8 protein-coding genes are annotated in these 22,311 nt (G+C 70.7%); all 8 read left to right on the top strand.

The window, feature by feature from the left end; genetic code table 11:
* The first annotated feature begins 106 nt into the window (after window positions 1–106).
* The 8 genes from Q5H93_RS23910 to Q5H93_RS23875 all read left to right on the top strand — a co-directional run bounded on the left by Q5H93_RS23910 (window position 107) and on the right by Q5H93_RS23875 (window position 22,297).
* Window positions 107–805, top strand: coding sequence for a hypothetical protein (locus Q5H93_RS23910; protein WP_305009263.1), 699 nt, complete (start codon window positions 107–109; stop codon window positions 803–805).
* Between the two features lie 52 nt (window positions 806–857).
* Window positions 858–3,656 (top strand): beta strand repeat-containing protein, encoded by a 2,799-nt coding sequence (locus Q5H93_RS23905; RefSeq protein ID WP_305009262.1) that lies wholly within the window; start codon window positions 858–860, stop codon window positions 3,654–3,656.
* A 689-nt stretch (window positions 3,657–4,345) separates the two neighbouring features.
* Window positions 4,346–5,320, top strand: coding sequence for a hypothetical protein (locus Q5H93_RS23900; protein ID WP_305009261.1), 975 nt, complete (start codon window positions 4,346–4,348; stop codon window positions 5,318–5,320).
* Between the two features lie 299 nt (window positions 5,321–5,619).
* Window positions 5,620–7,782 (top strand): RCC1 domain-containing protein, encoded by a 2,163-nt coding sequence (locus Q5H93_RS23895; RefSeq protein ID WP_305009260.1) that lies wholly within the window; start codon window positions 5,620–5,622, stop codon window positions 7,780–7,782.
* 251 nt (window positions 7,783–8,033) lie between these two features.
* Window positions 8,034–11,378 (top strand): phage tail-like protein, encoded by a 3,345-nt coding sequence (locus tag Q5H93_RS23890; protein ID WP_305009259.1) that lies wholly within the window; start codon window positions 8,034–8,036, stop codon window positions 11,376–11,378.
* A 485-nt stretch (window positions 11,379–11,863) separates the two neighbouring features.
* Window positions 11,864–14,179 (top strand): phage tail-like protein, encoded by a 2,316-nt coding sequence (locus tag Q5H93_RS23885; protein ID WP_305009258.1) that lies wholly within the window; start codon window positions 11,864–11,866, stop codon window positions 14,177–14,179.
* Between the two features lie 105 nt (window positions 14,180–14,284).
* Complete coding sequence (locus Q5H93_RS23880) at window positions 14,285–16,156, top strand: 7TM diverse intracellular signaling domain-containing protein (protein ID WP_305009257.1); 1,872 nt, start codon at window positions 14,285–14,287, stop codon at window positions 16,154–16,156.
* A 492-nt stretch (window positions 16,157–16,648) separates the two neighbouring features.
* Window positions 16,649–22,297, top strand: a complete 5,649-nt coding sequence (locus Q5H93_RS23875) for a beta strand repeat-containing protein (protein WP_305009256.1) — start codon at window positions 16,649–16,651, stop codon at window positions 22,295–22,297.
* Window positions 22,298–22,311: the final 14 nt, after the last annotated feature.

Raw genomic sequence — 22,311 nt, 5'->3', positions numbered from 1 at the left:
GGGTTTTCATAGGGCCGGGGGCGCACCCGGGCCCGTAGTGGCCGCGGTTTCACGAAAGGTACGCCCAAATGCAGGGATGACGGCCGGGGGCGCTTACCTTCGCGGCATGGTTCGGTTGCTTCTGTTTAGCCTCTTGCTGCTGCCGGCGGTGCTGGCCGGCTGCACGGTGGGGCGCGTGCCGCAGCTGGCACCCGGCCACTACCAGGTGGCCCGCACCCGCTCGGGGGCGCTGGCCGGGGTGGCCGACCAGGCGCCCGGCCGCCGGCTGTACCTGGCGCAGCCCACGCCCGACAGCCTGGTGTTTTACCCCGGCCCGCAGGCCCGTCCGCTGCGCTACGGCCTGGCCGACTTCGAGGGCCTGAAGCTGCGCCACGGCGAGTTTGACTTCGATATTTTTACGCTGCCCTTCAAGCTGCGGGCCAGCCGCGAGGGCGTGCCGGCCCAGCTCAACACTACCTTCAATGCCGCCCTGTACCTGGGGCGGCGGCTCGACCGCTACCACTTTCGGCGCACGGTGCTGCCCACGGGGCAGGCCGTGCCGCAGATTCGCACCGCCGGCTTTGGCTACGGGGGCTTCGTGGGGCTGGGCTCTACCATTGTGACGGCCGATTTGACGCGCCAGCACGCCATCACCGACTACGAGGGGGCGGTGCTGCACGGCGGGGTGGCGGCCATCTACGACATCCGGGCGCTGAACGTGGGCGCGGCCCTGGGCTTCGACTACCTGCTGGGGGCCGATGGGCCGCACTGGCTCTACCAGGGCCGGCCCTGGCTGGGGGTGCTGTTCGGGCTGAACCTGAACTAGGCGGGCGGCGCGGGGCGCTGGGGCAATACGGAGCGGGCCCCTACCTTTGGGTATGACAAACGCTTACTTGATACTTGCTTGGCGGCGCTGGCTGACCGGCGCCCGTGTGTTGCTGCTGTTGGGCGTGGCGCTGCTGGCGCTGGGGCTACGGCCCGCCCGCGCCACCGGCCTGCCCGCCCAAACCGGCCTGGCCGGGGCGCTGGCCCCCGATGGCACTCTGCGCCCCGGCCTGCACGGCTCGTTCGATGCGGCGGGCTATGCCTTTAGCATGGCCCCCGATGGGCGGCCGGTGTTTAGGCCCCGGGGCGCGCAGCGGAGCGCGGGCGTGGGCGACGAGCTATGGTACGACGGCTTTTACCTGCCCGGCACCAATGCCGCCGTGACGGCCCTGGCAGCGGGCCCCGGCGGCGAGGTATTCATTGTGGGTGCGTTCACGGCCGTGGGCGGCCTGCCGGCCAACCACGTAGCCCGCTGGGACGGCACCGCCTGGACGACGATGGGCACCGGGGTGGGCGGCACGCCGCTGGCCGTGGCCCTGTGGCGCGGCGAGGTGTACGTGGGCGGCACCCTCAGCCTGACCGGCGGCCCATCAGTCAACCAAGTGGCCCGCTGGAACGGCACGGCCTGGAGCGTGGTGGGCGGCAACTTCGTGGGCACGGTGCGGGTGCTGGCCGCGCTGGGCACCGACCTGTATGCGGGGGGCAGCTTTGACACGGCGGGCGGCGTGCCAGCCAGCCGCGTGGCCCGCTGGGACGGAACGGCCTGGCACGCCCTGGGCAGCGGCCTCAATGGCGACGTGGGCGCCCTGGCCATGCTGGGCCCCGACCTCTACGTGGGCGGCGGCTTCACGATGGCCGGCACGGTGAGCACCAACCGGGTGGCCCGCTGGAACGGCACGGCCTGGAGCGCGCTGGGCACGGGCGTCAACAACACGGTGGCGGCCCTGGCGGTGATGGGCTCCGACCTGTACGTGGGCGGCAGCTTTGCCTCGGCCAGCGGCACGACGGCCTACCGGGTGGCCCGCTGGGATGGCACGGCCTGGCATACGCTGGGCACGGGCGTGAGCGGCCTCACACCCTCGGTGCAGTCGCTGGTGGTGGCGGGCGGTAGTCTCTACGTGGGCGGGGTGTTTAGCACGGCTGGCGGCCTCGTGGGGGCCAACAACCTGGCCCGCTGGAACGGCACGGCTTGGAGCCTTATCGATACTGGCGTCAGCAATGAGCTCAACGACAAGGTACAGACCATGGCGCTGGTGGGCAGTACGCTATACGTGGGGGGTCTCTTCAGCCGGGCGGGAGCCGAGGGGGCCCGCAATGTGGCCCGCTGGGACGGCAGCCGCTGGGAGGCCCTAGGCACGGGCCTCAATGGCACCGTGAGCGCCGTGGCGGTGCTGGGTGCCGACGTGTACGTGGGCGGCAACTTCACCCACATTGGCGGGCTGGCGGCCAGCTACGTGGCCCGCTGGGATGGCACGGCCTGGCACGCCGTGGGTGGCGGGGTGGGCGGCCCCGTGTCGGGCAGCTTCGCGTCTCCGTTCGTGAATGCGCTGGCCGTAGTGGGCAACACGCTGTACGTGGGCGGCTACTTCAGCCAGGCTGGGGGCGTGCCAGCCAGCAACGTGGCCCGCTGGAATGGCAGCACCTGGGCCGCACTGGGCGCGGGCGTTAATGATGTAGTAAACGCCCTGGCCGCCGCGGGCTCGGACGTGTACGCGGGGGGGCGCTTTACGCAGGCCGGCGGGCAGGCCGCCAGCCGCGTGGCCCGCTGGACGGGCGCCGTCTGGCAGCCCCTGGGCACGGGGGTTGATGGCACCGTCGAATCGTTGGCGGCCAATGGGGCGGTGGTGTATGCGGGCGGCTCGTTCGGGACGGCCGGGGGCGCGGCCGCTAGCCGCATTGCCCGCTGGGATGGCGCGGCCTGGAGCGCGCTGGGCGCGGGCCTCAACGGCCGCGCCACGGCCCTGGCGGCCACGGCTACCGGGGTGTACGCGGCCGGGTACTTCACGCAGGCGGGCGGCGCGCCGGCCGCCTACGTGGCCCAGTGGACTGGCACGGCCTGGCAGCCGCTGGGCACGGGCTTCGTGGGCCCGGCCTTGTCGATGGCCCGGGCCAACGGCATCTTGTACGTGGGCGGTGGCTTCCTGCGGGCCGGCGGCACCACCGTCAACAACCTGGCCCAGTGGGATGGTACGGCTTGGACCGGTCTGGGCTCGGGCCTCAATGCGCCGGTGTGGGCGATGGCGGCCGGGCCGGGCAGTCAGCTGGCGGTGGGCGGCTATTTCAGCGCCGTGTTCGATAACTCGAAAGTGGTCAACTGCTTCGGGCTGTATGGCACCGGGCCGGTGCTCTATACGGTATCGGTGCCCGGCGCACCGGTGGGCAGCAGCCTGACGCTGACGGGCGCCAACCTGGGCGCGGCCCAGACGGTGCTATTCACCGATGCCGGCGGCACCAGCACCCCGGCCCCGGCGGGCTTCGTGCCCTCGGCCGGCAGCATTGCCAGCGTGCTGGTGCCGGCGGGCCTGGCGCCCGGCGCCTACACCATTGCCGTAGGCACGCCGGCCGGCGTCAGCGCCAGCATCCCGTTCACCGTGGAGCAGACGCTGGCTACCGGCGCCGCTACCGGGGCGGCCACCTGGCAGGTGTACCCCAATCCCGCCCACGGCAGCCTTACGGTGAGCGGCCTGCCCGCCCGGGCCCCCGCAGTGCTGGTAGATGCCCTGGGCCGCCCCGTGGGCCGCACCACGGCCGATGCCGAAGGCACGGCCCGGCTCGGGCTGCCCGCCGGGCTGGCCCCGGGCCTGTACCTGCTGCGTTGCGGGCCGCAGGTGCGGCGCGTGGCGGTGGAGTAAGCCAAGGGCGGCCCGGCGGGCGGCATTTGGTAGGCGGTGGAGGGGTGGCCCGGGCGGCGCGGGTGGGGCAACCAACGATTAGTTGGGTCATTCGCTTTGGCGGGGTGAGCTACCTAATGGCTGGTGCTGCCACTCGCTTTATCAGAGTGGGGCAGCTATTGGATGGGCGTATCGTTCGCTTTGCCGGAGTGGGGCAGCTACTGAATAGCTGGGCCGGTGGCGGGGCCGGAATGATGCCCGAAGGAGGTAGTTGCCAAGCCCGCACTGGCGGGGTAATGGCATGAGCAGTAGCTTGGCCCGGTCTGCGCAGCAGGTCGGGCCAACTTTTTTTTCGGGGGTAAAACGGCGTTTCCAGCGCGGCAGGGGCATTGGGATGCTGCTATGAACGGGTTTTGCAAAATAAATTGACGGGGAATTGACGTTTTACTCCTACATTAGCCGCGTCATCTCAACTCACCTTCTGCATTACTCAAATCCAGCCGGCCGCCTGCGGGCGCGGGCCTGGTACTAAACCAGATAAAGACCTCCCCAAGCTCCGGCGTAGCGGTGCGGCGCGTGCGCCCCAGGCCTACGCCTGGGGCCGGGCCGCCCGGCCCTCAACCAGCCCGTTATCAGCCATCTGCCCCGACGGGGTGGACTGGCGGAGCCATTGATTGATTTTTTACCATTCACCTTCACTTTTTTTACACATGGCCACTTACTTTCCGCAGTTTTACATTGAAAACCCCTTCGCCCGGGAAGAATTCTCGCGCGACCGCAAGGTGGTGTACGCCCTGAACCAGGCGGGCCGCCTGCGCGCCCTGGATGCCGACTATTTCGACGCCATCATTGCGCGCCTCGAAAGGGAGGCCGAGGCCCTGAGCCTCGCGAGTGCGACCACCGGCTCGGCCCTGAGCCAGCAGGTGGGCGAAACCGACCTGGTGAAGGCAGCCCTGCAAAAGCTGCGCGACGTGATTAGCGGAAAACATGGGGTGCTGCGCGACCAGCTGGGCAAGAGCAGTGCTTTGCTCAAGACCATTTTTAACAAGACCCTGAGCGACTACACGACCAGCCTGACCCTGACGAACTATGCCAAGCAAACGGGCAAGCTGCTGCAAAACATGCAGGCCACCAAGGGCGTGGTGAAGGCCGACGTGATTACGGCTGTTCAGGATGCGGTGAAGGCTCTCGACGAGGCCCGCAACAAGCAAACCGAGCAGAAGAGCAACGTGGGCACCAGCCGCAGCACGGGCACCGAAGCCGACGAAACGCTGACGGCGACGCTGTTTGAGGCGGCGGGGATGGTCATTCAGCACTACCCCGGCAAGAGCCAGCTCGACAAGCGGCGCCTGGCCTACGACTTTAACCTGCTGCCCGCGCCCCAGGGCGGCCACAGCCGCCTGGAGCTGGCGGGCTTTGTGCCGGGCGGCAGCAGCGCGGCCCTGCTCAGCCCGGTGACGCCCGACCCGCTGGTGAAAATCCAGCTCTGCAACGTGGGCCTGGTGCGCCTGAGCTTCGGCCTGAGCGTGGATGGCCTGACCCTGGCCGGCGCCGGCACCGAGGTGCTACCGGGCGCCAAGCTCAGCACCACCCTGGCTACGCTGGGCGACCCCATGCTGGAGCCGGTGCTGCTGGTGGTGAATAACACGTCGGAGCTGGGGCAGTATGAGGTGACGGTGGGGTAGGGCTTGGCCTTATCCCCCGGTCCCGGCACCCCACCCCCCAGCCCCCTCCCCTTTGGGAGAGGGGGAGCCTGACGATTCCTGGCCGTGCATGACCGGCTCCCTCTCTCCCGAAGGGGAGGGGGCCGGGGGGTGGGGTGCGCCGCCCGCGCCGCCTGCAGTTGCCACACCTCTAACGCCAGGCTCCCCCTCTCCCGAAGGGGAGGGGGCCGGGGGGTGGGGTGCGCCGCCCGCGCCGCTCCCCCCAGCCCTCTACATTTGCCCCTACTCCTATTATTTTATTCCACCTTTCACCCCCTGCAATGCCTACTCCTACCACTCCCCCCACCCCTCTCTCCCCTATCCCCCAGCCCCTGGCCGCCGGCCACCGCCACTCGCTCAGCATCCGGCCCGATGGCTCGCTCTGGGCCTGGGGCGACAACGACTACGGCCAGCTCGGCACCGGCGACACCGCGCCCCGCTCCGTACCGACGCGCATTGGCCCCGACAGCAACTGGCTTAGCGTGAGCACCATCATGCAACATAGCCTGGCCATTCGGCAGGATGGCACCTTGTGGGGCTGGGGTGACAACACGTATAGCCAGCTGGGCGACGGCACGATGACCAGCCACCCCGTGCCGGTGCAGATTGGCACCTTTTGCGACTGGCATAGCGTGAGCACCGGCAACACCCACACCCTGGCCCTGCGCGCCGATGGCAGCCTGTGGGCCTGGGGCGAAAATGAGTATGAACAGCTGGGCGCCGCGCTGGGGGCCAGGAGTATGGTGCCGGTGCAGATATTTGCCGAAACGCAGTGGCGCAGCGTGAGCACCGGCCCCGCCCACACCGTGGCCGTGACCGCCGACCACTGCCTGTGGAGCTGGGGCGACAGCCACCTGCTACCACTACTCCACGATGACGATGTGCCCTCGTACGCCCCGGTGTGCCTGGGCCAGGGCCACGAGTGGGCCCGCGTGTATAACGGTGGCGACCACCACCTGGCCCTGACAATCCAGGGCACCCTCTGGGCCTGGGGCGACAATACCTGCGGCCAGCTGGGGCTCGACTTGCAGAAGTGGCGGCACTACGTCCCCACCCGCCTGGATGGCGCCGCCGACTGGGTGAGCCTGAGCGTGGGCGACGGGCACAGCCTGGGCGTGCGGGCCGATGGTACGCTCTGGGGCTGGGGCGACAACCAGCTAAACGTGCTGGGCCTGCCCGACGAATACAACCAGTGTAGGGCGCCGGTGCAAATCGGCACGGCCACCGACTGGGCCTGGGTGAGCACCGGCGACTACCACACCCTGGCCCAGCGCCGCGATGGCAGCCTCTGGGCCTGGGGCAACAACGAGCACGGTGAGGTGGGCCACCCCGACCTGGGTACGCAAGTCGTGCCCCGCCCCTGCCAGGTGGGCCACGCCACCGACTGGCGCAGCGTGAGCGCCGGCGTCACGCACAGCCTGGGTATTCGGCTCGACGGCAGCCTCTGGGCCTGGGGCCAGAACTTCTACGGCCAGCGGGGCGGCGGCACTGATGCAGCGCAGGTAGAGCCCTTGCCCATTGCGCCGGGCACTACCTGGCAGCAGGTGAGCGCTGGTACGGCCCACAGCCTGGGCATTCAGCACGATGGCAGCCTGTGGGCCTGGGGCTGCAATGAGGATGGGCAGCTGGCCGCCCCGAAGAATGCTTTTCACCTGGTACCCACGCGCCTGGGCACCGACACAGACTGGCGGAGCGTGCACGCCTGCGCCATGCACAGCCTGGCTCTGCGCCACGACGGCACGCTCTGGGCCTGGGGCCACAATCTGTTTGGGCAGCTGGGAATTGACGCCCCCACCGGGCCCGGCCCCAAGCGCCGCCACCGGCAGCCCGTGCCGGTGATGCCCGGCAGCACCTGGCAAGCCGTGAGCAGCAGCGACAACCACGTGCTGGCCCTGCACACCGACGGCAGCCTCTGGGCCTGGGGCAGCAACACCTACGGCCAGCTGGGCGATGGCAGCCTCATCGACCGCGCCGCGCCGGTGCCAATCGGCCCCGACAAGGACTGGCTTAGCGTGCACACCAGCTACGCCGGCAGCCTGGCCCGGCGGCGCGATGGCAGCCTCTGGGCCTGGGGCTGGGACCCTGCCAAGTGGACGTGGCTGCCGCTCGCCAACCGGCCGGTCGCCCTTTGGGCGGCGGAGGTGTTTCCCCACTGGCAGCAGCTCAGCGTGGGCCATAACCACGTATTGGCCCTGAGCGAGGCAAACCAGCTTTACGTGTGGGGCCACAACGATAAGGGCCAGCTGGGCGATGGCGACATGTATCCCCGGGACACCCCCACCCTGCTGGCCGGGCGGCACCGCTGGCTGGCCGTGAGCGCGGGCGGCACGCACAGCCTGGCCATCCGCGCCGATGGCACGCTCTGGAACTGGGGCAGCAATCGCGAAGACCAGCTGGCTCAGCTCAGCAGCACGGCCGAGCCGCTACTTATTATAGCGGGCTGATGAACTGGCCGGGCGCCCCGGGCGGCGGGCCGCTTGCCGCCCGCTCCACCGCCCGCCAGCCGCCCGCCCGACGGCTTGGCCGCCCAGGGCGGCAGCCCCACCAACCACCGCCTCCGGCCCTTTGGGTCGGGGGCGGTTGCCGTTTGGGCGTGTCGCATCAAAATGCGATGGTGGGGCCCTATCCATCTCCGGACCTTTACGGCCACAACCAGCAGCCCCCCGGCCTGGCCTCCCCACCTTAATAGCATGCTATGAAACACCTCGTACCCTTTGCCCGCATGGCGGCCCTGGCGCTGCTGCTGCCCCTGGCGGCCCGCGCCCAGACGGGCGTCACCATCGGCGCCACCACGGCGCCCGATGCCTCGGCGGCCCTCGACATCATCAGCAGCAGCAAGGGGGTGCTGCTGCCCCGGGTGGCCGCGGCCGCCGCCATCAGCAGCCCGGCGGCGGGCCTGCTGGTGTACCAAACCGGGAGCCCCGCGGGCTTCTATTACAACGCGGGCACGGCGGGCACGCCTAGCTGGCAGCAGCTGGCCACGGCGGCGGGCGCGGCCAGCACGGCCAGCAACGGCCTCACCAAGACGGGCCAGAACGTGGCCCTGGGCGGCAGCCTCACTGGCGCCACCACCATCGGGCTGGGCAGCCACAACCTGCTGCTCAGCGCTAGCACCGGCCGGCTGGGCCTGGGCACCAGCACGCCGCTCTCGCTGCTCAGCCTCGGCCAGGCCGCCGCCCAGGCCAACACCCCCGGCCAGGCCCTCGGCGAGCTGAGCTTCGTGGGCTTCAACCGCAGCACCACCTCGGCCGGCATCCTGGCCCAAAGCCCGGGCTGGGACGACGCCAGCCACCTGCTCTTCAAAACCAGCGCCGGCGGGGCCAACGCCACCGAGCGCCTGCGCATCGAGGCCGATGGCGACGTGGGCATCGGCACCAGCACCCCCACCCAGCGGCTCGACGTGGAAGGCGGCATCCTGGCCCGGGGCAATGGCCTCATCAGCAACCAGGGCGCCCACCTGCAGTGGAACCGCAGCAACGGCGGCGGCGAAACCTGGCTGCTCAACCAGCGCGGCGGCGGCGCAGGCGGCCTGGCCTTCGGCGCGTCGGATAACGTGAGCTCGGGCTCGAACACCATCACCGAATGGGGCCGCTTCGACAACAACGGCCACCTGCGCCTGGGCACCAGCGGCACCTTCGTGGCCAACACTGCCGGCCCGGCCCTGGAGTGGGCCGGCCCCAGCTTCAACACCGACCCCGTGGGCCTCTACCGCCACAATGCCACCGCCGCCAGCACCGAGCTGCGCGTGGTGGTGGGCGATGACGCCACGACCAGCGGCGCCGATGCCGACCGCTTCGTGGTGGGCACCGCCAGCGCCGGCCTGGGCCAGCTGACCACCGGGGCCTTCACCCCGCAGCTCACCGTGCAGGGCAACGGCAACGTGGGCATCGGCACCGGCCTGCCCGGCCACAAGCTGGAAGTAAACGGCAACGCCCTCATCAACACCGCCTACGACCTGCTGCTGCGCGATACCAACGCGGGCCTGGGCTGGTACGGCACCGGCAAGCTCTGGAACGGCGTGGCGGGCCTCGACGGCCCCACCCTCTACGGCTACAGCGGCGGCCTGCTGGGCACCAACCAGGGCGGCACCCGCAGCACCGCCCTCATGTGGAATGGCAGCGGCCAAATCGGCCTGGGCACCACCGCCCCGGTGGCCTCGGCCCAGGTCGAAATCAGCAGCACCACCCGGGGCTTTCTGCCCCCGCGCCTGACGGCCGCCCAGCGCGACAACATCGGCAGCCCCGCCGAGGGCCTGACGGTGTTTAACCTCGATACCGACCGCCTCAACACCTGGAACGGCACGGCCTGGACCGAGTACATTGCCGGCACCACCGCCGCCCCGCTGGCAGCCGTGAGCTACAGCTACACCGGCGGCGTGCAAACCTACACCGTGCCCGCCGGCATGACCCTGCTGCGGGTGACGGCCGTGGGTGCCGCCGGCGGCTTCAACAGCAGCAACAGCTTTGCCGGCGGCCAGGGCGGCAGCGTGACGGCCACCATCCCCGTGACGCCGGGCGAGGTGCTGAGCATCTACGTGGGGGGCAAGGGCGGCGACCACACCTCCGGCAGCGTGGGCGCGGCGGCCGGCTACAACGGCGGCGGCCAGGGCTTCGCCCGCTTCTCGACCGGCGGCGGCGGCGCCACCGACATCCGGCGCGGCAATAGCCTGGCCGACCGCCTGGTAGTGGCCGGCGCGGGCGGCGGCTCGGGCTCCAACGCCCGGGCCGGCGCGGGCGGCAACCCCGGCAATGCCGGCAACAGCTTCAATGGCGGCGGCGGCGGCCAGGGCGGCACCCAGGCGGGCGGCGGGGCCGGCGGCACCGGCAACTGGACTGGCAGCCCCGGCACCCTGGGCCAGGGCGGCAACGCCGCCGTCACCGGCCCCTCCAGCACCGACAATGGCACCGGCGCCGGCGGCGGCGGCTACTACGGCGGCGGCGGCGGCGGCCTGGGCCCGGGCGGCGTGGGCAACGGTGGTGGCGGCGGGGGCAGCTCCTGGGCCACCCCCGCCGCCACCGGCGTAAGCTACACCACCGGCGGCAACACCGGCCACGGCTCCATGACCCTGGTGGCCATGGCCCAGCCCGCCCCGGCCTTCGACGGCGGCAACCTCGTGAACGTGGCCGGCACCTGGAGCGAGAACGGCAGCAACGTGTACCGCAACAGCGGCAAGGTGGGCATCGGCACCAGCAGCCCCAGCGCCCTGCTCGACGTGCAGGGCTCCGGCGACGTGGGCAACAACGACTTCGCCTTCTTCCGCAACTTCGGCAACAGCGCCAACTCGGGCTTCAGCGGCGGCAACGGCAACGACGTGAGCATCCGCGCCAGCAGCGCCATCATGGCCGCCGAGTTCTACGCCACCTCCGACCGCCGCCTCAAGACCGTGCTCGGCCGCAGCAACAACGCCACCGACCTGGCTTTGCTGAATAAGCTGCGCATTACCGACTACACCATGCGCGACCGGGCAGCCTTCGGCGACCGTACCTTCAAGAAAGTCATTGCCCAGGAAGTAGAAGCCGTGCTGCCCCAAGCCGTGACCAGGCAAACCGGCTTCCTGCCCGATGTGTACGCCCTGGCCACCGCCGTGCAGCCGCTGGGCGACTCGCTGCTCGTCATCACCCTGCCCGCCGGCCTGCCCGGCGCCGCCACCGCCGGCCAGCGCCTCAAGCTGATTGGCGAAGCGAAGCAGGTGCTGGCTACCGTGGCCCGCCCCGCCGCCGCCGGCGCCCGCATGCTCACCGTGCGCCGCGCCCAGGCCCTGGCCGGGGCCGAAGTATTCGTGTACGGCCTGGAGCACGCCGACGTGCGCGCCGTGGACTACGAGGCCCTGAGCATGCTCAACGTGAGCGCTACCCAGGAGCTGGCCCGCCAGCTGGCCGCCCTGCAGGCCCGCGCCGCCACGGCCGATGCGCAAGCCGCCGCCGCCGCCAGCGAGCTGCAAGCCGTGAAAGCCCAGGCCACCCAGACCACCGCCACGCTCGACAGCCTGGCCCAGCGCCTGCGGATGCTGGAAGCCAGCGGCGGGCAGGCCAGCAAGTAGGGCTGGCGGCCGTTTAGCGCGCCGCGCGTAGCGGCACGCCGGCAAGTGGGGTGAGTTTCCAAACTCACGGCCGCGAAGCGGCCAACCGGAACCGCGCCGAAAGCGCCCGGTACGCGAGTCTGGAGATTCGCCCCCCGCCCGGCCTGCCGTTACGCGCGGCGCGCTAAACGGCAGGCCGGGCAGGTCGCGGGCCACTACCCAGCCCGGCTTCCGGTTCCAAGCCGGGCCGGGTCGAAGTGCCCGTGGCCCAGACCCAGCAGCAGGGCCGCCGCGGCCAGCAGGGGGTAGCGTAGTAGCCTGTACGCAAAGGAACGAGTAAGGGTGAGGCAAATGCGCTGCAAGGCACCAGCCGCTGGGCTGGGATTGGAACCAGTGCCGGTTGTGCCTCTCTGTCGCATAAAGATGCGACAAATCGGAACCACATTGGGTCGGACCTTTGCCTGCGGCAACTGGAACCTATTCCGGCTAGCCCTGCTTCGCCCCTCATGCAATACCCTTTCTCTTTCGTTGGCCGCTACGGGCTGGCTTTGCTGCTGCTGGTAGCTGCCCCCGTGGCCCGGGCCCAAACCAGCGGCGTGGGCATCGGCACCACCACGCCCGCTGCGGCGGCGGCCCTCGACATTACGGCCACCGACAAGGGCTTGCTTATTCCGCGGCTCGACTCGGCCCAGCGCGCCGGTATTGCCGCCCCGCCCGACGGGCTGATGGTGTTTCAGACCGACGGCCGCCAGGGCTTCTGGTACGCCATTGGCGGCAGCTGGCTGTTCATCCCCGATAAGGCCCGGGCCAATGACAACCTCGGCAACCACACCGCCACCCGGAACCTCAACCTGGCGGGTAACCAGCTGGTGGGCAACGGCACCAGCGGCCTGGCCATCGACAACCTCGGCAACGTGGGTATCGGCACCACCACCCCCAGCCAGCGGCTGGAGGTGAACGGCAGCACCATCGTAACGGGCCGGGTGGGCATCGGCACCACCGCTCCTACCCAGCAGCTCGACGTGCGCGGCAACCTGCGCCTCGGCGACGACGGCGGCAACGTGGGCGGCACGGGCCAGGCCATCGAATGGGTGGGCCCCGGCGTGAGCACCGACCCCGTGGGCATCTACCGCCTCAACCCCACCGTGGACCAGAGTGAACTGCGCGTGGTGGTGGGCGACGTGCCCGACCCCAGCGACAAGTTCGTGGTGGGCCGCATGGGCGGCACCAGCAGCGAGGGTGGCATCCCGGGCGGCAGCTTCACCCCCAACTTCAGCGTGAACGGGGCCGGCGCGGTCAACATCAACCAGCTGGCCGGCACCGGCACCCGCCTGGTGACCACCGACGCCGACGGCACCCTCGGCCAGCTGGCCATCCCCACCGACAACGACGCCCAGACCCTGAGCCTGGCGGGCTCGGTGCTGAGCATCAGCGGGGGCAACTCGGTGACGCTGCCCACTACCACCGACCCCGGCACCAGCACCGGCGACAACCTCGGCGACCACACCGCCACCCAGAATATCAACCTCAACGGCAGCAAGCTGGTGGGCGGCACCACCGCCCGCGCCATCCGCGGCGGCCTCAAGCTGGATGGCAACGGCCTGCTCACCGTGGGCGCCACGCGGGTGCACCCCGACTCCACTACCGGCTACGGCGTGCGCCTCCTCGACCTGGACCAGGACTTCGTCATCACCTCCAAGAACTTAAGGGGCCAGATTAACCCCTTCAATGTGTCGGGCGCCGGCGACCGGGTGATGTGGCAGTCGTACTACGGCTCGTTCTTCGCCGGCGGCGTGTCGGGCAACCGCTGGGACTTCAACCACGTGGGCCGCTACTCGGCGGCATTTGGCTACGACAACGAGGTGCGGGCCGACTACTCGGCCGCCTTCGGCTACAACAACTGGGTGCGCATCGGAGCCTACAACCTCTTCACCGGCTACAATAACTACGGCCTGCTCTGCGACGGCGGCTTCATGACGGGCCGCGACAACGTGATGCGGGGCAACAACGGCTTAGCGGGCGGCTACCAGAGCAAGGTGCAGTCGGCTACGTCCTTATACGTACCTTCCCTCGCCTTCGGCTACCGGGCCCAGGCCCGCGCCAGCAGTTCCGGCAGCAACTACGCCCTGGGCTACTATGCCCGCACCGGCGGCTACGAGGGCTGCTTCGTGCTGGCCGACTTCTCGCCCTACCGCACCGACTATCCCGACGATTCGCTGGTGAGCACGGCCCGCAATCAGTTCTCGGCCCGTTTTGCCGGCGGCTACCGGCTGTTTACCACCACGGCTACCAACAGCCAGAACAACGGCACGATGCAGACGCCCGTGGGGGTGCGCATCGACGCTGGCGGCAACGCCTGGGTGACGATTTCCGACTCGACCCTGAAGGAGCGCGTGGTGCGGGCCGACGGCAACGCCTTTCTGGAGCGCATCGGGCGCATGCGCCTGGGCTCGTGGAACTACAAGGGCCAGAGCGCCGACACCATGCGCCACTACGGCCCGATGGCGCAGGACTTCTACGCCGCCTTCGGGCGCGACGGCGTGGGCCGCAGCGGCAACGCCACGAGCATCAACCAGGCCGACTTCGACGGCGTGAACCTCATTGCTATCCAGGCCCTCTACCGCCGGGTGCAGGCCCTGGAGGCCGACAACGCCCGCCTGCGCCAGGCCGCCGCGCCCCGCCCCCGCCGCCAACGCGCCAGCGTAGCCGCGCTGCAAGCCGAGAACGCCGCCCTGCAGGCCCAGGCCGCTGCCACCACCGAGGCCTTCGAGGCCCGGCTGCGGGCGCTGGAGGCCGGCAGTGGCGGGCAGGCCCGGAAGTAAGGCCGTTGCCCTGCCGGGCGCAGGAAGCTGGGGCGGGCTACGTAGTCTTGCCGCTGTCGGGACGTACCTTAGCTGCGCCGTACCGAGCGGCTTTTTCCTCGCAGCGTGCGCCAGCTTCTCCTGTTCATCCTCTTAGCGTGCCCGGGGCTGCTGCGGGCGGCGGCAGCCAGCCAGCCGCTGCCCGCGCCGCTACGCGTGGCAGTGCTGCCTGACCGAGGCTACTCCTGGGCCCGCATCCGCCGCGATACCACCCTGACCTTTGCCCTGGCCGACTCGCTGCACCCGGCCCGGGCCGGCCGCTACTGGCTGCGCCTCACGCTGCCCAACCCCAGCCGCTACTCCGCGGACGTGCAGCTGCTGGTGCGGCCCGCCCTCGACAACACCCTCTACTACCTCGACCACGACGCCGGCCGCTGGCGCAGCCGCCGGGCGGGCACCGCCGTGCCCACCGACAGCCAGTGGACTAAGGGCGCCCTGCCGCTGCGGCTGCCGGCCGCCGCTACCAGCACCTGCTACGTGCTGGTGCGCCTGGGGCCGCCGGCCGCCCGGCCGGCCGCCGTGCGCCTGCGGGTGCAGCTGGCGCCGGCCGCCCAGGCCCGGCAGGCTGAGCAGTTCTCGCTGCTGGCCTGGCTGGTGGCGCTGGCCGTGCTGGGGCTGCTGCTGCTTACCAATGCCCTGGCCTACCTGCGCCGGCCCGACCGCCCCACGGCCTGGTACCTCTGCACTCAGCTGGGGGCGGCGCTCTACCTCACGGCCTACCGGGGCACCTTTAAGGAGTGGTGGCCGGGGCCGGTGTTCAGCCAGCTGCTGCTGCCCAGCGGCCGCAGCTACGCCTACACCCTCAACAGCGCCCTGATACACCTGAGCGTAATGGTGGTGCTGCTGGGCCTGGTGCAGCTCACGCGCAGCTACCTGGGCACCCGCGCCCGCCTGCCCCGCCTCGATGCCGCCCTGCGCGCCGGGCTGGCGGGCTACGGCCTCTTCACGCTGGCCGTGGGACTGGTGAACCTGAGCGGCTTCTACCTGGACCAATACTCGCTGCTCTTCGACAACCTGCTGGTGCTGGCTTTGCTGGGGCTGCTGCTGGCTACCGCCGTCGTGGCCGACCGGCGCCGGCTGCCGCTGGCCCGGCCCTACCTGCTGGCCAACGTGCTGCCGCTGCTGGGCGTGGGGCTGGTGGCCGGCTACCACGTGGCCGTTTCCGTCGACAACGACGGCAACCTGCTGCCCCACCTGGCCCTGGTAGCCCACGCCCTGAGCTTCTCCTGGGCCCTGAACATCCAGCTGCAGTACCTGCAGCGGGCGCTGCTGAGCACCGAGCGGGCGGCCGCCGCTCTGGCCCTCGACATCCAGACCCAGCAGCTGCGCCACCGCGAAATCGTGCTCCAGAACGCCCACATTCAGGCGGCGCTGGGGCGGCTGCAGCAGCAGGCCCAGGCCCGCGAGCAGCACGCCCGCCAGCTCAGCGCCGAGCACGAGCTGCAGCAGGCCGCCAACCACGAGCTGCAGCAGCAGCTCGAAGCCAACCAGCGCGAGCTGGCCTCCACCAGCCTCTACGTGCAGCAGAAAAACGCCCTGCTGGCCGAGCTGCGCCAGCAGCTGCAGGAGCTGGGGCAGCAGCGCCCCGCTGGCAGCAAGGCCCCGCCGGAGCTGGCCGGCATCAAGTCGCTGCTGCAATCCAACCTCTACCTCGACGAGGACTGGAGCCGCTTCAAGCTGCACTTCGAGCAGGTGCACCCGCGCTTCTTCGAGGAGTTGCAGAACAAGTATCCGGCCCTCACCAGCCACGAGCAGCGGCTGTACTGCTACTTCCACATCCAGCTTTCGACCAAGGAAATCGCGGCCCTGCTCAACATCGACCCGGCCAGCGTGCGCCGGGCCAAGACCCGCCTCTACAAGAAAATCGGGGCCGCCGACGCGGCCGCCGGCCGCCCCACCGGCCCCGCGCCGGCCGACGATGCCCCCGCCGCCGGCTAGCCCGGCCGGGCGCTGTCCCTACCATTGTGGGAAATTAACTGCCTGACGGCCTGCGCGCCGCCGGGGCTGTCTACACTTTGTCTACGCGCCTGATTAGGAAAGCGGACGGGGGAAGGCGGAGGTTTGCCGACGGTTTTGGGTGGGCGGCCACCACCCGGCCAGTCCGATATCCTCGGCCACGGTTCCGGCGCTGCCGGGGCTGGCGGCGCCCCGGAGCCAGAGGTCAGCCCTCGACTCCGGGGCGCTGCACGGGGGAAGTCGCCACCTGCTTTCGCTCATTATCTCTCCTGCTATGCGGCACCACTACCTCCTTACTCTGCTGGCCGTGCCAGCCTTGTGCCGGCCCCACCGGACCCGGGTATCGGCAGCGTCGGGAGCCCCCCGGCGGCGGGCCGGCCCGCCAGCTTAGGCGTGTCGCATAAACATGCGACAAATCGGGCTGCCCCCGGCCCCGACCTTTGTCATTCTCTCCCAGAGCCCATTTCCGACTGTATGTTTTTCCCTGCTATAGCCTGTTTCTGTTTCCTTCGCCGCCACCTGGCCGCGCTGCTGCTGCTGGCCCTGCTGCCGGCCGGCCGGCTGGCCCAGGCCCAGGCTCCGGTCATCACTAGCCTGACGCCCGCCCGCAACGCGCTGAACGTGCCGCGCCCGGCCAACGTGGTATTGCGGTTCTCGGACCAGATGCAGCCCTCGGCCGCCACCCGCGGGGCCGTGCGGGTGCACAGCATGCAGCGGGGCGGGATGCTGCGCGATGGCCAGCAGGCCACCACCACGCTGAACAACTATACCTACACGCTCACCCTCGACCCGGCCACTGACTTCAAGTCCGGTGAGACGCTGATGGTGACCACCACCACGGCGGCGGTGACGGCCAGCGCGGGCTACGCCCTGGCCCGGCCCCGGGTGCAACAGTTTACCACGGCCGTGAGCAGCGAGGGCGGCGGCTCCTTTGCCGGCGGCTCCGACGTGGGCGTGGGCGACTACGCGGGCAGTGTGGCGGTGGGCGACGTGGACGGCGACGGCGACCTCGACCTGCTCACGGTGAATACCAACACCAATACCAACAACGGCGGCACGGTGAGCGTGCGCCTCAACGATGGCAACGGCGGCCTGAGTGGCGGCTCGGACCCCGGCGTGGGCAACAGCCCCCAGGGCATCGCCCTGGGCGACGTGGACGGCGACGGCGACCTGGACTTCGTAACGGCCAGCCCGATACTCAACACCGTGAGCGTGCGCCTCAACAACGGCAGTGGTGGGTTCGGCGGCGGCTCCGAAGTGGGGGTGGGCGCCGGGGCGCGGAAAGTAGCCCTGGGCGACTTCGACGGCGACGGCGACCTCGACCTGGTGGCGGCCACCCAGCGAGCCAACACTGTGAGCGTGCGCTTCAACAACGGCAATGGCACGTTCGGCGGCGGGGCCGAGGTGCGGGTGGACGCCCGTACCGATGTGAACTCCTACAACGTGACGGTGGGCGACGTGGACAACGACGGCGACCTCGACATTCTGACGGCCAACGATAACTGGATTCAGGTGGGCATTCTCCTGAACGGGGGCGACAACTCCGGCAGCAACACGGGCGTGTTTACCCGGCAAGCCAGCCTCAACGTGACGGTAGCCCCCCGCAACCTGGCGCTGGGCGACCTGGATGGCGACGGCGACCTCGACCTGGTGAGCTCCGGCATCGGCGGCAACAGCGACCAGTACGTCTGCCTGAACAACGGCAGCGGCGGGTTTGCGTCGTCGTTCATCGTGCGCATGAGCGCGCAGAACGTGGCCCTGAGCGACATGGACGGCGATGGCGACCTCGACCTGGTGGGCTCCCAGAGCGGCCAGCAGGTGAACGTGTGGTTCAACGACGGCAGCGCCGGGTTCAGCGCCGGCACCGCAACGCCGGTGCCCGACGTGCGGTACGTGGCCACGGGCGACATGAACGACGATGGCAGCCTGGACATCATCACGGCCAGCATCAACGGGGGGGCGGGCACGGCCCGCGTGCGCCTGAACCAGCCGGGGCCCACCATCAGCGGCTTCGTGCCGGCCAGCGCGCCGGTGGGCACCCGCGTGACGGCGACCGGCACGCGCCTGACCGGGGCCACCAAGCTGACCCTGAACGGCACCCCGGTATACGGCTTCACGGTGGGCGGCGGCGGCACCAGCCTCACCTTTGTGGTGCCGGGCGGGGCCACGACCGGGCCCGTCGTCGTGACGGCGCCGGCCGGCATCGGCACCAGCAGCACGCCCTTCACGGTGGTGCCGGAGATGACCATCAGCTTTCAAAACCCCGCCCGCAACGCCAAGGCCGCGCCGCGCCCGGACAACGTGACCCGCACCTTCTCCCAAGCCCTGGAGAACACGGCCGCCACGCGCGGGGCCCTGGTGGTGCACAGCCGGCAGCGCGGCGGCATGCTGCGCGAGGGCCAGCAGGCCACGGTCACGGTGAGCGGCAATACCCTCACGCTCGACCCGGCCAGCGACTTCCAGCCCGGCGAGACGCTGCTGGTGACCACCACCACGGCCGCCACGGGCACCAACGGCAGCAAGCTGCTCCGGGGTGACGTGCAGCAGTTTACCACGGGTGTGAGCAGCGCGGGCGGCGGGCGCTTTGCCGGCGGCTCCGACTTCGGCGTGGGCAACAGTGCCACGAGCGTGGTAGTGGGCGACCTCAACCGCGACGACATCCTCGACCTGCTGGTGGCCCGAGCCGACGGCACGGTCGATATGCGCTTTGGCGCCGGCTATGGCATCTTTCCCGGCAACTACAGCCTGACGGGCGTGGGCCCGGGGCCGCAGGTGCTGGCCCTGGGCGACCTCAACGGCGACGGCAACCTGGACCTGGTGGCGGCGGCTACCACCTCCAACATCGTGAGCGTGCGCCTCAACAACGGCGCCGGCCCCTACGCCCTGAGCCGGACCGTGACCGTGGGCTCGAACCCCCACGGGGTGGCGCTGGGCGACGTGGACGGCGACGGCGACCTCGACCTGCTGACGGCGAATTACTTCTCCAGCTCGGTGAGCGTGCGCCTGAACGGGGGCGATGCCACGGGCAGCAACACCGGCGACTTCAGCGGCGGCAGCGAGGTGACCGTGAGCAGCTACCCGCAGTGCGTGGCCGTGGGCGACCTTGACGGCGACGGCGACCTCGACCTGGCGACGGGCAACAACTCCAACAGCACCTACGGCATCGTGAACATCCGCTTCAACGACGGCTTTGGCTTGTTTGACACGTTTAACGGCAGCAACGACTACACCGTGGGGGTCAACCCCGTCGCCATTGTGCTGGGCGACATCGACCTTAACCGCAGCCTGGATATTCTGACGGCCGACAGCGGCGGCGGCACGGTGAGCATCCTCGTCAACAACGGCGGCGGCTACATCAGCTCCAACAGCCGGGTAACGGGCATTGGCAGCAACCCCGTCGGCCTGGCGCTGGGCGACGTAAACGGCGACGGCTACCTCGACCTGCTCACGGCCAACAACAACGGCAGCGGCACGGTGAGCGTGCGCCTCAATAACAACGGCCTCGCGGGCTTCACCACCGGCACCGACCCGGCCGTGGGCGCCAATCCGCAAAGCATAGCGCTGGCCGACCTGGATGACGACGGCGACCTGGACTTCGTGACGGCCAACGGCGGCAACTCGGCCAGCGTGCGCCTGAACCAGCCGAAGCCCACCATCAGCGGCTTCACGCCCGGCACCGGCTCGGCGGGCATGACCGTGACCGTGACCGGCACCAACCTGGGTGGCGTCACGGCCGTGACGCTGAACGGCACGGCCGCCCCCCTCACCGGTACCACGGGTACCAGCCTCACCTTCACGGTGCCGGCGGGTGCCACCACCGGCCCGATTAGCGTGACGGCGCCCGGCGGCACGGCCACCACCAGCCTCAGCTTCGAGGTAGTGCCCGCGCCGGTCATCAGCGGCTTCACGCCCGCCAGCGGCCCGGTGGGCACGCAGGTAACGGTGAACGGCAGCGGTCTGATTAGGGCCAGCAGCGTGACGGTGAACGGCGTGCCCGTCACGAGCTTCACGGGTGGCGCCGGCGGCACCTCGCTTTCCTTTACCGTGCCGGCCGGCATCAGCTCCGGCCCCATTGCCATCACCACGGCGGGCGGCACGGCCACCAGCAGCACCAGCTTCACGTTTATCAACATCGCCAGCTACTCGCCGGCGGTGGTCAGCAGCGGCACCACCATCACCCTCACGGGCAGCGGCCTGGGCGGGGCCACCGGCCTCACGCTGAACGGCGCGCCCATCACGGGCTACACGGTGGGCGGCGGCGGCACCACCATCACCTTCGTGGTGCCGGCCGGGGCCACCTCGGGCTCCATCGTGGTGAACACGCCGGGCGGCCCGGCCACCAGCCCCGGCACCCTCTCCGTGGACAACGTGCCGCCCTCGGCCACGCTCAGCACCACGGCGGGCAGCCCCACCGGCGCGTCGCCCATTCCCTTCAGCATCAGCTTCGGGGAAAGCGTGACGGGCTTCGCCGACAGCGACATCGTCGTGAGCAACGGCAGCGTGACCAGCGGCTCGGTGAGCGGCAGCGGCGGCAGCTACACCTTCACCGTGACGCCCGCCAGCTACCGCACGGTGGTGCGCGTGAGCGTGCGCGCCGGCGCGGTGCAGGACGGGGCCGGCAACCCCAGCCCGGCCAGCAACACCATCAGCGTGGCCTACGACGGGCCGCCGCCGGTGGCCGACCTCCTCAACGCCGGCGCGCAGCTGGCCGTGCAGGCCGGGGCCATCCTGGTGGTGGGCACCGGCGGGCTGGGCAACCAGGACGGCACCCTCACCAACGCCGGCACCCTGCGCGTGGCCGGCGCCCTCACCAACCCCGCCGCCGGCACCCTTGACCTAGGCGCGGGCACCCTCGAAGCCCGCGGCGACCTGCTCAACGCGGGCACCCTGCGGCCCGGCAGCAGCGCCGTCACCTTCAGCGGGGCCGCCGACCAGCTGCTGACGCCCGGCGGGGCCACCCTCTACCAGGTGCTGGTGAGCAAGGCCACGGCCGGGGCCAACACCCTGCGCCTGGGCGGCGACCTGACCGTGAGCAACAACCTCACCCTGACCGACGGCCTGGTGAACACCCACGACGGCACCACCCTGAGCACCCTGCGCCTGCCCGCCACCGCCACCCTGAGCGGCGAGGCCAGCGGCCGCTACGTGCAGGGCAGCCTGGCCGTGACGCGCCCGGTGGGCAGCGGCGCGGCCGTGAACTTCGGCCACGGCGCCACGCTCGACCCCGGCACCAACAGCCTGGGCGCCGTCACCATCACCCGCACGGCCGGGCTGCTGACCAACGACGTGAGCCGGGGCGTGAGCCTGGGTGCCAGCGCCAACCAGGGCATCGACCGCATCTACACCGTGAGCGCCGACACGCCCCCCAGCGCCGCCGTGCAGCTCACCCTGGCCTGGCTGACCGACAACGACAACGGCCTGAGCGACTTCAGTCAGGCCCGCGCTTGGCAGCAGACGGCCGCCGGCCAGCCCTGGGTGGCCCGCAGCCTGCCCACCAACGCTAACGCCCGCAGCCTCACGTTCAGCGCCAGCACCCTGGGCCGCTTCACGGTGAGCAATACCGCCAACCCGCTGCCGGTGACGCTGCTCGACTTTACGGCCCAGGCCGAGGGCCCCGCCGCTGCCCGCCTGCGCTGGGCCACGGCCCAGGAGCTGAACAACGCCGGCTTCGTGGTGGAGCGCAGCCCCGACGGGCGCACGTTTGCCGCCATCGGCACGGTGGCCGGGGCGGGCACCAGCACCACCCGCCACGACTACACGCTGCTCGACGACCAACTGCCCGGCGGGGCCACGCTGCTCTACTACCGCCTGCGCCAGACCGACCTGAACGGCGACTTCGCCTACTCGCCGGTGCGCCCGGTGGCCTTTGCGGCGGCGGCCCCCGGCTTCGGGGTGTACCCCACGCGGCTGGCCGGGGGGCAGGATGCCACCTACCTCTACAGCGGCCCGGCCGGGGCCGGCCAGTTGGAGGTGCTCAACGTGCTGGGCCAGGTGCTGCGCACGGCGGCCCTCGATGGCCGGGCCAGCGGCCCGGTGCCGCTGGCGGGCCTGCCCACCGGCACCTACCTGCTGCGCTACACCGGCCCGGCCGGGCGCTTCGTCACCCGCTGCGTGGTGGAGTAAGCCCTGCCGCGCTT

This window comes from Hymenobacter aranciens, assembly GCF_030580865.1.
Lineage (GTDB): Bacteria > Bacteroidota > Bacteroidia > Cytophagales > Hymenobacteraceae > Hymenobacter > Hymenobacter aranciens.
The sequence above is the reverse complement of the archived record's forward strand: the minus strand, read 5'-3'. Positions and strand labels throughout refer to the sequence as shown.